The sequence below is a fragment of the Mesorhizobium sp. CNPSo 4684 genome, assembly GCF_057784315.1.
Genome location: NZ_JBWLUX010000026.1, coordinates 1 through 13739 on the forward strand (window position 1 = coordinate 1; position 13739 = coordinate 13739).

At 64.7% G+C, this 13739-nt stretch carries 12 protein-coding genes; 7 read left to right on the plus strand and 5 right to left on the minus strand.

What is annotated here, in order from left to right; genetic code table 11:
- A partial coding sequence (locus AC04SG_RS22730; protein WP_488552879.1) for a hypothetical protein occupies positions 1-229 on the plus strand: 229 nt, incomplete at its 5' end.
- On the opposite strand, the gene AC04SG_RS22735 is transcribed toward AC04SG_RS22730, so the two are convergent.
- The 3 genes from AC04SG_RS22735 to AC04SG_RS22745 are packed head-to-tail and all read right to left on the minus strand — an operon-like array spanning position 223 to position 5943.
- On the minus strand, positions 223-3498 hold the full coding sequence (locus AC04SG_RS22735; RefSeq protein ID WP_488552880.1) for an error-prone DNA polymerase: 3276 nt from the start codon (positions 3496-3498) through the stop codon (positions 223-225). The two genes, AC04SG_RS22730 and AC04SG_RS22735, sit on opposite strands and share 7 nt — an antisense overlap.
- A complete protein-coding gene (locus AC04SG_RS22740; RefSeq protein ID WP_488552881.1) occupies positions 3495-4967 on the minus strand; it encodes a DUF6504 family protein in 1473 nt (490 codons plus the stop codon). Before AC04SG_RS22740 ends, AC04SG_RS22735 begins: the two co-directional genes overlap by 4 nt.
- The gene (locus AC04SG_RS22745) at positions 4909-5943 is read right to left on the minus strand and encodes an ImuA family protein (protein ID WP_488552882.1); all 1035 of its coding nucleotides are present in this window, start codon (positions 5941-5943) and stop codon (positions 4909-4911) included. Before AC04SG_RS22745 ends, AC04SG_RS22740 begins: the two co-directional genes overlap by 59 nt.
- A 177-nt stretch (positions 5944-6120) precedes the next feature.
- Here AC04SG_RS22745 and AC04SG_RS22750 point away from each other — a divergent pair, with 177 nt between their 5' ends.
- Positions 6121-6543, plus strand: coding sequence for a metallopeptidase family protein (locus AC04SG_RS22750; protein ID WP_112560156.1), 423 nt, complete (start codon positions 6121-6123; stop codon positions 6541-6543).
- Between the two features lie 7 nt (positions 6544-6550).
- Positions 6551-6979 carry a hypothetical protein gene (locus AC04SG_RS22755; protein ID WP_488552883.1) on the plus strand — a complete coding sequence of 143 codons (429 nt, stop codon included), beginning with the start codon at positions 6551-6553 and terminating at the stop codon, positions 6977-6979.
- 11 nt (positions 6980-6990) lie between these two features.
- Here AC04SG_RS22755 and AC04SG_RS22760 read toward each other — a convergent pair whose 3' ends face one another.
- On the minus strand, positions 6991-7197 hold the full coding sequence (locus AC04SG_RS22760; protein ID WP_023699283.1) for a DUF1737 domain-containing protein: 207 nt from the start codon (positions 7195-7197) through the stop codon (positions 6991-6993).
- A gap of 64 nt (positions 7198-7261) precedes the next feature.
- Complete coding sequence (locus tag AC04SG_RS22765; protein WP_488552884.1) at positions 7262-8137, minus strand: HpcH/HpaI aldolase/citrate lyase family protein; 876 nt, start codon at positions 8135-8137, stop codon at positions 7262-7264.
- Positions 8138-8689: 552 nt separating this feature from the next.
- On the opposite strand from AC04SG_RS22765, the gene AC04SG_RS22770 reads away from it, so the two are divergent.
- Genes AC04SG_RS22770 through AC04SG_RS22785 form a run of 4 tightly spaced genes read left to right on the plus strand, consistent with a single transcriptional unit; the run spans position 8690 to position 13695 of the window.
- On the plus strand, positions 8690-10225 hold the full coding sequence (locus tag AC04SG_RS22770; protein WP_488552885.1) for a DUF4153 domain-containing protein: 1536 nt from the start codon (positions 8690-8692) through the stop codon (positions 10223-10225).
- Between the two features lie 4 nt (positions 10226-10229).
- Entirely contained in the window at positions 10230-10922 is a 693-nt protein-coding gene (locus tag AC04SG_RS22775; protein ID WP_488552886.1) for a response regulator, read from the plus strand.
- Positions 10910-12505 (plus strand): ATP-binding protein, encoded by a 1596-nt coding sequence (locus AC04SG_RS22780; RefSeq protein WP_488552887.1) that lies wholly within the window; start codon positions 10910-10912, stop codon positions 12503-12505. Before AC04SG_RS22775 ends, AC04SG_RS22780 begins: the two co-directional genes overlap by 13 nt.
- 23 nt (positions 12506-12528) lie before the next feature.
- Positions 12529-13695 (plus strand): NAD(P)/FAD-dependent oxidoreductase, encoded by a 1167-nt coding sequence (locus tag AC04SG_RS22785; protein WP_488552888.1) that lies wholly within the window; start codon positions 12529-12531, stop codon positions 13693-13695.
- Positions 13696-13739 lie beyond the last annotated feature (44 nt).

The window sequence follows — 13739 nt, forward strand, 5'->3', positions numbered from 1 at the left end:
CCAAGCGATGGCGGACAAAGACGGCAGGGACCATGATGACGTCGGGTGTTTACCCGGTCCTAGGGACGGTCGCCTGCCGCCGGGGCTGCAGGCTGTGATGGGCCTGCAGTCCCGGCCGCCAAACTACCAGATCCTTCTCAAACAATCCTGGGGCGAAGCAAGGAGCGCAGCGACGCGGCGCAGACCCCAGGATGACGAAGTGACGGGCGTCTCCATAAAGCCCTATTGAAAATTCCGCCCCTTGGGCATGACCCTCTCGGCCTTGTCTGACAGCGTTGCGATATCCGGCCGGACCGGCACGGCCGGTGTCATCTCCTCCAGCAGCACTGTCAGCCAGGGCGTCAGATCCTCGATCTTTTCGGCGACGATGTGGATGACATCGGATTCCGACTGCAGCTTGCCGGTGACCTTGACGAAGCGCGCGCCCATGACGATGGGGCGGAAGCGGGTAAACGTCCTTTCCCAGAAAATGACGTTGGCGACGGCCTTGTCGTCCTCCAGGGTCAGGAAGATCGCATTGCCTTTGCCGGGCCGCTGGCGCACCAGGACCAGCCCGGCAACGGAAACCCGCCTGCCGTCGCGAACCGCGCCAAGGTTGGCATTGGGGATGACGCCGGCGCGGTCGAGCCGCTCGCGCAGGAAGGCGACCGGATGCGCCTTTAGCGACAGGCCGAGCGAGCGGTAGTCGTGGATGACATGTTCGCCGAGCGGCATTGTCGGCAGTCTTGTTTCGGGTTCGAGCTCGCGCAGGCGGATCGCCGGCTGGTCGAACAGCGGCAGTCTTTCGGCGGCACTCTTGCCGTCCAGCGCGCGCACCGCCCACAAGGCTTCACGACGGTCGAGGCCGAGCGAGCGGAAGGCGTCGGCCTGCGCCAGTCTTTCGACGTCGTCGACATCGAGGCCGGAGCGCAGCCAGACATCCCTGACGCTTGAATAGCCGGCGCCGCGCCGCTCGGCAAACTGCTCCATGCGCTCCTTGGACAGTCCCTTGATCTGCCTGAAGCCGAGCCGGACGGCGTGCTTTGTCTCGATGACACCGCGCATCTCGGCATGGCGCGGCAGGATGCGGGCCGGGTCGAATTCGTCTTCCTCCAGCGTGCAGTCCCAGCCGGAAAAATTGACGTCGACGTCGCGGATATCGACGCCATGGTCGCGCGCGTCGCGCACCAGTTGCGCCGGTTGATAAAACCCCATCGGCTGCGAATTGAGGATCGCGGCGCAGAACACGTCGGGATAGAACGTCTTGAACCAGCACGAGGCATAGACGAGCAGCGCGAAGGAGGCGGCGTGGCTTTCGGGAAAGCCATATTCGCCGAAACCTTCGATCTGCTTGAAGCAGCGCTCGGCGAAGTCCTTGGTGTATCCCTTGCCGACCATGCCGTCGATCATGCGCTGGCGGTAATTGCCGATGGTGCCGGTGCGCTTGAAGGTGGCCATGGCGCGGCGCAATTCGTCGGCCTCGCCCGGCTTGAAGCCGCCGGCGACGATGGCGATCTTCATCGCCTGTTCCTGGAACAGCGGCACGCCCAGCGTCTTCTTGAGGATCGCCTCCAGCTCCGGCTTTTGATACTCGGCCTTCTCCTTGCCTTGCCGGCGGCGCAGATAGGGATGAACCATGTCGCCCTGGATCGGGCCCGGCCGCACGATCGCCACCTCGATGACAAGGTCGTAGAAATCCTTTGGCTTGAGCCTTGGCAGCATCGACATCTGGGCGCGCGATTCGATCTGGAAAACGCCGAGCGTGTCGGCGCGGCAGATCATGTCGTAGACGCGAGCATCTTCCTTGGGGATCGTATCCAGGCTTAGTGACCTGCCATAGTCGTCCCGGACGCGGTAATGGGTTTCGAGCAAGGTGAAGGCGCGTTTCAGGCAGGTCAGCATGCCGAGCGCCAGCACGTCGACCTTCAAAATCTTGACCGCGTCGAGATCGTCCTTGTCCCATTCGACCATCTTGCGCGCCTCCATCGCCGTCTTGACGATGGGGACGATCTCGTCGAGCCGGTCCCTGGTGATGACGAAGCCGCCGACATGCTGCGACAAATGCCGGGGAAAGCCCATGATCTCGTTGGCGTGGGCGATCACGTGACGGGTCGAGGTCTCGTTGCGGTCGAGGCCGCCGGCATGGGCCTCCTTCTCGCCGAGCTCCGAGGTCGACCAACCCCAGATCGAACTGGAGAGCGCGCTGCGGACATCGTCCGACAGCCCCATGGCCTTGGCCACCTCGCGCAATGCCGAGCGGCCGCGATAGCTGATGACGGCGGCCGCCAGCGCGGTGCGCTTGGCGCTGTATTTGGAGTAGATGTACTGGATCACCTCTTCCCGCCGCTCATGTTCGAAGTCGACGTCGATATCGGGCGGCTCGTTGCGCTCCTCGGAAATGAACCGCTCGAACAGCGTGTCGATGCGCTCGGGGCCGACCTCGGTGATGCCGATGCAGAAGCAGACGATCGAATTGGCGGCCGAGCCTCTGCCCTGGCACAGAATGCCCTCGTTGCGGGCGAACTGGACAATGTCGTAAACGGTGAGGAAATAGCGCGCATAGTTCAGGCGCTCGATCAGAGCGAGCTCTTCGCCGATGCGCTGCGAGACGGAAGCGGGGACGCCCGCCGGATAGCGCGTGGCGGCCCCCTCCCTGGCCAGACGCTCGAGCTCGGCCTGCGGCCCGAGGCCCGATTGCGTCGGCTCGTCGGGATAATTGTACTGGAGATCGCCAAGCGAGAAGGTCAGCTCGCCGGCAAAGCGCAGCGTCTCGGCCAGCGCCTGCGGATGGCGGCGAAAGAGACGCGCCATTTCCAGCGGCGGCTTTAGATGGCGCTCGGCATTGGCCGGCAGTTCCAGCCCGACCTCGGCGACCGGCACATTGAGGCGGATGGCTGTAAGCACATCCTGTAGCGAGCGCCGCTCGGCTGTGTGGTAGAGCACATCGTTGGTCGCCATCAGCGGCACGCTGGCGGCTTCCGCCATGGCGGCCGCCTGCTCGATGCGGAAGCGGTCATTGCCGCGATAATCCGGCGCCACGCCTAGCCGCAGGTTGGCGCCAAAACGATCCTTCAGCTGGCGGATCAATGCCAGGGGATCGTCGGCATTCGTCGAGAGATCCGGCAGCACCGCCAGCGACAGAAGATCGCCCCATTCGAGCAGGTCGCTGTGCTGGAGAAGAGTTGCACCTTTCTCGTTTTCGTCGCGCAGATTGGCCTGCGTCAGCATGCGGCAGAGATGGCCCCAGCCCTTGCGGTTCTGCGGATAGGCGAGAATGTCCGGCGTGCCGTCGCCGAACACCAGGCGGCAGCCGGGGTGGTAGGCGAGCTTCTCAACCTTGGCCTGCTGCCAGGCGCGCACGACGCCGGCGACCGTGTTGCGGTCAGCCAGCCCGATCGAGGAGAAGCCGAGGAATTTCGCCGCCACCACCAGTTCCTCCGGCTTGGAGGCGCCGCGCAGGAAGGAGAAATTCGACTGGATGCCGAATTCGGCATAGGGGATGACGGTCAGCGCGTTCATGCGAAGACCCCGTGCATGAACCAGCGTGGCGAAGGCTGGCCGGCGCCGTAGAGCCCCTGGCGGTAGAGCCAGTAGCGGCGGCCGTCGCTGTCCTCGATGCGGAAATAGTCGCGCGTCGGCGCGTCCTCCTCGCTCTTCTGCCACCATTCCGGCGCGATGCGCTCCGGCCCTTCGGCGCGGGCGACCCGGTAGAGCGCCCGGCGCCAGCGGAAATTCATCGGCGGTCCCTCCGGCATTTCGGTCGCCGGCACCTCGATCGGCTCGGGCGAACGGAACAGCCGGATCGGCCGCTCCGGCGGGAAGATGGTTGTCGGCGGCGCGTCTTTCCGGTCCGATCTTTTCGGCGGCGTAGTCCGTTGCGGTGCCTCCGAGAAGGGGATGGTGGCGACGGCGCGCTCCGGCAGATGGCTCTCGACGGCGACCGCTTTGAGCACAGCATTGTCGCCGAGCCGGGCGCGGATGCGGTCGGCAAACAGCGCGATGTCGGCGCCGTCATCTTGCGCCTCTCCGGTCAAATCGGCCTGCTGCATGTCGAAGGCTGCGGCTGCCAACACGGAAAGCCGCACCAGGTCGAAGCCGTAACCGGCATCGATGTCCTGCTCGAGTGCTGTCAGCCGCTCGTGGAACAGGCGCTGGATCAGCTTCGGTTCGCGCAAGGGCCGTGAGGTGCCGACGGCGATGCGGCTGACGGCGCCGTCGACGCGAAACAACAGCAGCGCCAGCATCCGGGCGCCTTCGCCGCGGCGCTCAAGGTCGCCCCTTAGCGTTACCGCCAGCATTTCCACCAGCCGCTCGATCTCGGCGGTCAACACGACCGGCTCGGCGAGGTGGCGCTCGACCGAAAGCGGCGCTACCGGCAGGCGCGGCGACACCGCCTCGTCGAGGCGGCCGAGCGCCTGGTCTAGCCGCAACAGCAAGGTAGAGCCGAAGCGGCGGGTGAGCGGTGCGCGCGGTGCGGCCATAACCGCACCCGAGGTGCGCAGGCCCACGCTTTCCAGGCTGGCGCGGATTTCAGGCGCGATGCGCAGCGCGGCCAGCGGCAAAGGGGCAAGCAGCGCTTCCTCCTCGCCGGAGGCAACGATGCGGTCGCCGCAGAACCGCGCCGCCGCCCAGGCAGCACCCGGCGTCGCGGCAAGCCCGGCGCGGACATCGAAACCCTGCTGGAAAAAGCGAGCAAGAATGTCGTCAAGCATCACGCGCTCGCCGCCGAACAGATGGGTGCAGCCGGTGACGTCGAGATAGAGGCCATCGTCGCCGTCCAGCGCCACCAGCGGCGTGTAGCGGTCGCACCAGTCGGCGAGGCCTTCGAGCAGCCTTCGGTCGGCTTCCGGGTCGGCCTCGACGATGTCGATCGAGGGATGCATGGCGCGCGCGTCGGCAATGCCCATGCCGCGCTTCAGATGCAGCGCTTCAGCCCGCTCGTCGAGGGCCGATATGCGCTGGGCGCTGCGGTCGCGATGGCTGATCACCAGAGGCAAATGATCCGACGGCCGGGAACGCCACGACCGTCCCAGGCGCTGGCGCAGGATCCGCTCTGCCCCGAGATGCGGAAACCACAGCGACAGAATTCTCTGGCCGTTCTTCCCGTCTTTCTTCGAAACTGTGTTCATCGGGGTTCCACTCCAGTGTGAATTGTCCGGGCAGAGCGCTACGGCTCTTGCCGATGCTGACGGTGAAGGCGGGGCGGCCGATCGAGCCGGCAAGCGGCCCGGCGATGGTCCGGCGGCTTGCAGCCGCTGCGGCCGACACGATAAGGCGTACGGGTGCCGCCGTTGGCTCGGCCTCGCCGGCCTGGCGCAGCAGAAACACCGGCCGGCCGGCGCTTTGCGCGCGAGCGTGCAGCCGGCGCGTCGCGGTGAGGTCGAGCCGCTGCGGGCTGCCGCGGATTTCGAGGATGATTGCGGCCAGCGCGGTCATCTTCGCGGCTTCCTCGGCCACCCACAGCGCATCGGTGAGTTTCGCCGCCTCGGAAAACAGCAATTGCTCCGGCGCGATGCCGAACATGCCCTGCAATCCCCTGGCATAGGGAAAGCCGGCCTCGCGAAAAATCTCCGACGTGCCAATCCACAGCACGGGCAATCTCTGCCCCCTGAGGATCAGGCTGACCAGCGACAGCACAAAGCCGGCGACCACCCCGGCATTGCGGGTCTCGAGGCCATGGATCTCGGTGAGGGCGGCTTTCGGCAGGCCGCCGCTGAGTGTGGCATCGAGGCGTTCAACGCCGGTGGGCAGGAAGGCATCCGGTGACGCGACGGCAAGGCCGCGCCGGATGATGGTGATGTCCGGTGCGATATCGGATTCTGGCCCGCCGGCATCGCCGTCAGCACGCGCGCGAGGCCGCTCGCCAGCCGTCGCGGCCAGGCGCTCGGGCAGCGTTCCCTCGATCTTCGCGATCTGGCGGCGCAGGGCAAAAACAGTCTCCCGCGCCACGGCTGATGTCGCCATGACGGTCAGTTTCTCTCACAATTGTTCCTGTTATGTTCCTATAATTCCAGAGGGTGCCCCAAGAGTCAAGCGGAGTCAGAAGGAATTTATTCCTCTATGGCCATTGACGTCATGAAATTGCCGCTTCATTGCCGAGTCCGGTGCGAAAGCCTATATGCCGGGATCAAAGGACAACGCATGGCCCGCATCTACAAGACCCGCACCTGGCACGACGAACTCTCGCCCTCGATCGAGGAAATGGAGTTTCTGGCGCTGGAGGCGTACGCGCATCTGCCGGACGATTTTCGCAAGCTGACCGGCGAGATCGTCATCGTGATCGCCGAGTTCCCGACCGACGAGATCATGGACGATCTGTCGCTGGAGACGCCGTTCGACCTGCTTGGCCTGTTCGAGGGCCGCGGCATTGCCGAGCGTTGGAATCCGCAGACCGGCGAAGGCCCGAACCGCATCACCCTCTACCGCCGCGCCATCCTCGACTACTGGGCCGAGAACGAAGAGACGCTGGGCGACATCGTCACCCACGTGCTGATCCACGAGATCGGCCACCATTTCGGCCTGTCGGACGATGATATGGAGAAGATTGAAGAGGCGGCCGAATAGTACTGAGATGATGACGGAAGCAGAATTTGCCGACCGCATCGATTGCAACTGGCCGTATCACGACGTTTCGCTGGGCCGGGAGCTGATCAAAATTGCCATATGGATTTCGCCGAATGCTGCGTTCATAGCACTCGGTGAGCTTTCCAACCTGCCCGCAAGTGTCGCCGTCGAGCCTGCCACTCTGTTAGCTCTGGTCGACCTTTGGCTCTCCGAATTCGACCACCCGGTGGAACCTATGACAGCGGAAGGTGCGATCGCTATGATCGAACGCAAGTGGCTGCCGGTTCCTGAAGTTCTCACGAGGATGGATTCCGTCTCCGGTTATCCCGGCCTCCTTGCAGCACTATCGATCCTCTATTTCAGCTGCGATGACATTGACGGCCGCGCAGACGCGAGGCTCAACGAAATCAGAGCCGCTTGGGAAAAGCTGCCGTAACCGGTAGGTGCCTACCAGTCGCTCAGCTTCGTATCCGGCCCGTATTCCTGGCCGTCGATATCCTTCACCACCGACTGGCCACAGCGCATCGATTTGGTCTTCTTGTCGTAGGCGTAAGTCGGCGAGCCGTAGAGGTGCCAGCCCTTGTTCAGCGCCGCGGTGACCTTGTGGCAAAAGGTTGAATCGTCGGGCGCGGATAAAAAGCGGTAGAGTCTCATGATTCAAGTCCTGTCGTGAGTTTGTCTTGTCGGGCGGGATCTTTTTCAAAGCCGGCTTAGGCAATCATGCGCCGATGGCGGCGGCCTTCGCCAGCAGTTTTTCGGCCTGCGCCAGATGCAGCCGCTCGACCATCCTGCCGTTCAGCGCAATCACGCCCTTGCCGGCATTTTCCGGCAAGGCGAAGGCATCTTTCACCGCGCGCGCCTCGGCCAGGGCATCTGGCGCCGGTGCAAAGGCGCGGTTGGCGGCTTCGATCTGGGCCGGGTGGATCAGCGTCTTGCCGTCGAACCCCATGGCGGCGGCTTCCGTGCACTCGCGCGCAAAAGCATCGAGGTCGCGAAAATCGTTGGAGACGCCGTCCAGCATGTCGATGCCGCCGGCGCGGGCAGCCAGCACCATTTGCATCAGCCATGGTACGAGGTAGCGCCGGTCGGGCGTGGCCAGAATGCCGGTCTCCTTGACCAGATCGTTCGTTCCGGCAACGAAACAATTGAGGCGCGAGGCCGGGTCGCGGCCGAGTTCGGCAATGGCGCCGATGTTGAGCATGGCCTTGGGCGTCTCGATCATCGCCCAGAGTTTGACGCTATCGGGGGCAAAATTATCGTCGAGCACGTCGCCGACTTCGAGGATGTCGCGCGGCGTGGCGACCTTGGACAGCAAGATGCCGTCGGGCCCGAATTTCGCCGCGGCCAGCAAATCGTCGTTGCCCCATTCGCTGGACAGCGCGTTGACGCGCACGATCATCTCGCAGCGCCGCTCCGGCCGGCCGGCGAAAATAGCCGCCAGTTTTTCACGCGCCGCGACCTTGTCGGCGGGAGCAACGGCGTCTTCGAGGTCGATGATCACGGCATCGCAGGTAAGCGTCGCCATCTTGGCCAGCGCCTTGTCGTTGGAGGCGGGGACGTAGAGTACAGAGCGGCGCGGGCGGTAGGATTCCATGCTCGATCTATGCCGGCTACAGGCGGGTGAGGCAAGTACTGAACCATCGCTTCGGCTGGTCTGCGAGCCAACAGCCAAAGCTGGCGCCGCCCCTCACCTGCCTGCCGGCATCCTCTCCCCGTAAACGGGGCGAGGGGGCGCTGCCATCGGCGATTTCGCCAATCTCCAGCGTTACAAAGAAGAGCGCCGCCGTTGCGACCAGCCCCTCCCCGTTAACGGGGAGAAGATGCCGGCAGGCAGATGAGGGGCAGCACAAACGCCTGAAAACCAGGCTCGAAGCGCGTCCATTCCGCCCTGCACAAAAACTGCACACGATTGCGGAAATCCTCCTCGCGTCCGCCCTGCCGTATCCACGCACGCCCACCATAACAGCGGCATGCAACAACGAAACATCCACCGTTGGTCCCTGCCTTACCGGCTGCGCAGCGAAAGCTGGTGGTTGGTCGATCCGCCGCGGCCGGAGGCCCGCCATCGCCCGGAGGCAAGCCTGCTCCCTTTTATACCCAAGCATCCGCCCGTCGGCCGGATCCAGCCCACCAGGAAAGTCCGCGCATGACATCGTTCGTCAGCTTTTGCAGCCGTTTCGGCATTGCCGTCCTGCTCGTCGCGCTGGCGGATTTTTTCTTTTACGCCCAGCCCATCGGCATCACCGTCCTTTTGTTCGCCATCGTGACTGCCGGCGCGGTTGTTGCCGTGCATCCCGCTGCCCTTAATTCCCCAATGCCGTGGTTCAAGCCGGGCTGCCTGTTGGTCGCGCTGCTGCCGCTGGCTGAAAATGTCAGTGCGCTGTCGGTTTCGGTTGCGCTCGTGGCCATGGTGGTGTTTGCATTGTCGCTGGCCGGGCGGTTGCAACACCGCATCGCCCGCATTGCCGGCCAGATCGCGCTGTTCCTGCTGGCGGTGCCACTGCGGTTGATCCGGGATTTCATCCGCTGGCGCAAGACGGCGCGTCGCTTCGGCCGGCGCCGGATCCGGTTCGCGTCCATCGCGGTCTGGGTGATGCCGCTGACGCTGGGCGCCGTCTTCCTGACGCTGTTCGGCGCCGCCAATCCGGTCATCGACTACTGGCTGTCGCTGATCGACCTGATGAAGCTCCTCGATCTCATTCAGCTGGCGCGGATTGCCTTCTGGCTGGTCGTGCTCGCCTGCGTCTGGGCCTTGCTGCGGCCACGTCTGCCGCGCTTTCGGCGTCTTATCCCGCGGCCGAGGCAGAACCTTGCCGGCGCCCAGCCGGCGGCCAAACCGGAGCGGCATGTCGTCGAGGATATCGTCTTCGGCAAGGGCGCGATTCTGCGCGCGCTGATCGTCTTCAACGCCCTGTTTGCGCTGCAGACCGGGCTCGACGCCGCCTATCTCTGGGGTGGGGTCGCCCTTCCCGATGGCATGAGCTATGCCGCCTATGCGCATCGCGGCGCCTATCCGCTGATCGCCACCGCGCTGCTGGCGGCCGGCTTCGTGCTGGCGGCGCTGCGGCCGGGCAGCGAAACATCAGGCGATCCGTTGATCCGCCGGCTGGTCTATGCCTGGGTGGCGCAGAACATCGTGCTGGTCATCTCGTCAATCCTGCGGCTCGACCTCTATATCGGCGTTTATGCGCTGACCTACTGGCGCATCGCCGCTTTCGTCTGGATGGGGCTGGTGGCATCAGGGCTTGCGCTGATCATCGCCCGCATTGCTCTCAGAAAATCCAACGAATGGCTGTCCTCTGCCAATCTTCTGACGTTATCGGCGACGCTTTATGCCTGCTGCTTCATCAACTTCGCCGCAATGATCGCCAACTTCAATGTCGACCACTCGCTTGAAATGTCTGGCTCCGGCACCCCGCTCGATGCCGAGTATCTGCGCTCATTCGGCGCCGTCGCCCTGCCGGCACTGGACCGCTATTACATGCATCAGACCGGACATCTGACCACCTGGATGGCCGACCTGCAGACGGCCGACGACTATATCGCCGAACAGAAGAAGTGGCGCACCTGGAGCTTTCGCGCCTGGAGGCTCGTGCAGGTTCTCGACAAAAGAGGCCCGCTCGTGCTTCCTCCACCTCAGCAACCTACCCAACCCTCGCAACCTTCAGTGCCGGACCGCTAGATTCATGCCGCATCAGATCCTGGTCGCCGACGACGATCCGCACATACGCGAGATCATCTGCTTTGCGCTGGAGAAGGCAGGGATGAAGACTCAAGGTGTGTCTGACGGCGCGGCCGCCCTGCAGGCGATCGAACGCCGCGAGCCCGATCTCGTCGTGCTCGACATCGGCATGCCGGAGATGGACGGGCTGGAGGTCTGCCGGCGGCTCAGGCAACGCTCGGACGTGCCGGTGCTGTTCCTGTCGGCGCGTGACGAGGAAATCGACCGCATCCTCGGGCTCGAAATGGGCGGCGACGACTATGTGACGAAGCCGTTCAGTCCGCGCGAACTGGTGGCGCGTGTCAATGTCATTTTGCGCCGCGCCCGCGCCGTGCCGGAGCCGGCCGACGACAGGGCCTTTGCGCATGGCAAGCTCAGCCTGACACCGGCCAGCCATGGCGCCAGTTTCGACGGCAAGGCACTGGCGTTGACGGCGATCGAATTCTCGATCCTGAAAGGCTTCCTGGCGCGGCCGGCGCATGTGCTGGGCCGCGACCTGGTGGTGGCCAGCGCCTATGCCGCCAACATCCATGTCGCCGACCGCACTGTCGACAGCCATATCCGCAACATCCGCGCCAAGCTGGCGGCGGCGGGCTGCCTCGACGCCATCGAGACCGTGCATGGGGTCGGATTCCGGCTCGGCCGATGCGGCACCTGAGCGACCGCAAATGGATCGGCACCAAATGGCGGCCAAGGCTGGCCACGGTGGTTCTCGCCATCCTCATCATGGTGTTGGCGCTGCCGCTGGTCGGCCTGTTTTTCTTCCGGCTTTATGAAAACCAGCTGATCCGCCAGACCGAGGGCGAGCTGATCGCGCAGGGCGCCGTCCTCGCCGCCATCTATGCGCAGCATGTCCGCGACGCCGGCATTTCTCCGGACAAGCTCGGCGCGCCGGTTGAGGCAGAGAGCGACGATGCCAGCCGCGGCGACGATTCGCCTTACCAGCCGATCGAGCCGAGCCTCGATCTCGCCGCCGACTATCTTCTGCCGACCCGCCCCGCCGGCATCGTGGCCACCACCGATCCGGCCTTTGCAGCGATCGGCGCGCGGTTGTCGGGCATTCTCGACACGACGCAAAAGACCACGCTGGCCGGCTTCCGGCTGCTCGATCCCAAGGGCGTCGTCATTGCCGGGCGCGACGAGGTCGGCCTGTCGCTCGGCGGTGTCGAGGAGGTGCGCGAGGCGCTTGCCGGCCACTACGCCAGCGTGCTCAGGCAACGCATTCCCGACCAGCCGCCGCCGCCGCTCTATTCGGTCAGCCGCGGCACAAAGGTCCGCGTTTTTGTTGCCATGCCGATTGCAGTCGATGGCCGGGTCGCCGGCGTGATCTATCTGTCGCGGACGCCGAACAACATCGTCAAACATCTCTATGGCGAGCGCGGCAAGGTGACGCTGGCGGCCATCGCCATGCTTTGCGGCACGCTGCTGATCGCGCTGGTCTTCCTGCGCACCGTCAGCCGGCCGATCTACGCGCTGATGGAGCGAACAAGGCGCATTGCCGCCGGCGACCGTGATGCGATCCGGCCGCTCGAGCATCACGGCACGCGCGAAATGGCCGAGCTGTCCGCCGCCTTCCTCGACATGGCCGAAAAGCTGCAGGCGCGCTCCGACAGTATCCAGACCTTTGCGACCCATGTCTCGCACGAGCTCAAATCGCCGCTGACGGCGATCCAGGGCGCGGCCGAGCTGTTGCGCGATTCCGGCGAGGCGATGGATGCGGACGAGCGCAAACGGTTTTCCGGCAACATCGTCACCGATGCCGGCCGGCTCAACCTGTTGGTTCGCCGCCTGCTCGACCTGGCGCGCGTCGAAAACCTGGCGCCGAGCGGCGAAAGCACATCGCTCGATGCAGCGCTGGCGCTGGTGCCGGTGGACGGCGGGCTGGCGGTCAACGTCGAGGCGGGTGGCGCGATAGGTCTGCGCATCTCGGCCGAGAATGCGGCGATCGTCCTTGCCAACCTGATCGACAATTCGGCGAGGCATGGCGCCACGCAGGTCTTGCTGGCGGCAGCCGGCGCGGAGGACAAGGTGACCATTGCGGTCAGCGACGACGGCGGTGGCATTTCGCCGAGCAACCGGGCACGCATCTTCGAACCGTTCTTCACCACGCGGCGCGAATCCGGCGGCACCGGCATGGGCCTCGGCATCGTGCTGGCCCTCCTGAAAGCGCATGATGGCACGATCGCGCTGGTTGACTCCGGGCGCGGCACGCGCTTCGAGATTTCCTTGCCGGCCGCGTAAGGCCAGCGGATTGGAGAACAAGAGTGCGCTACGACATCGTCATCATCGGCGGGGCCATCGTCGGCTCCTCGGTCGCCTACTATCTGCGCGAGGAAGGCTTTTCCGGCTCGATCGCGCTGGTCGAGCGCGATCCGCAATTCGCCCATGCGGCGACGACGCTGTCCATGGCCTCGATCCGTCAGCAATTCTCGATCCCGGAAAACATCCGCCTGTCGCAGTTCACGCTAAAACTGTTCCGGCGGCTGAAGGAGACCTTCGGCACTGACGCCGATATCGGCTTCCGCGAGGGCGGCTATCTGATCCTGGCCGGCGAGGCCGGGCTGCCGATCCTGAAGGCCAACCACGAAGCGCAGGTTGCCGAGGGCGCCGACATTCTGCTCGAGGACGCCGACCAGTTGGCGAAGCGCTTTTCCTGGCTGTCGACGGAAGGCATCAGCGCCGGCGCCTTCGGCCGCACCGGCGAGGGCTGGTTCGACGCGCATGCCATGCTGACGCTGTTCCGCAAGGCGTTGCGCGACAAGAAGGTCGATTTCATCGCCGCCGATGTTACCGGCATCGAGCGGCAGGGTGGCCGCGTCACCGGCGTGACGCTCGACAATGGCGAAAAATTCGAGGCCGGCATCGTCGTCAACGCCGCCGGTCCAAACGCCGGCAAGGTCGCCGCTCTTGCCGGGCTCACGCTGCCCGTGGAGCCGCGCAAGCGCAACGTCTTTGTGTTCGAGGCGCGCGAAAAATATACCGACATGCCACTGCTGGTCGACCCTTCAGGCATCTATGTCAGGCCGGAAGGCTCTGTCTATCTCACCGGCGGCGCCGAGCCGGAAGAGGGCGACGGCCCGGCCGACCCAAGGGATTTCGATGTCGATTGGCCGCTGTTCGAAGAGGTGATCTGGCCGGTGCTGGCGACGCGCATCCCCGCCTTCGAAGCGATCAAGGCGACACGCGCCTGGGCCGGCCATTACGACTACAACACGCTCGACCAGAACGCGGTGATCGGACCGCACCCGGAAGTCGGCAATTTCATTTTCGCCAACGGATTTTCCGGCCACGGCCTGCAGCAGGCGCCGGCCGTCGGCAAGGCGCTGGCCGAACTGATCGTCCATGGCGGCTACCGGACGGTGGATTGCTCGGCGTTTGGGTATCAACGGGTGGCCGAGGGCAGGGCGTTTCGGGAATTGAATGTGATTTGAGCGGCCCTTTTTCCTTCTCCCACAAGGGGAGAAGGAAAGGACCC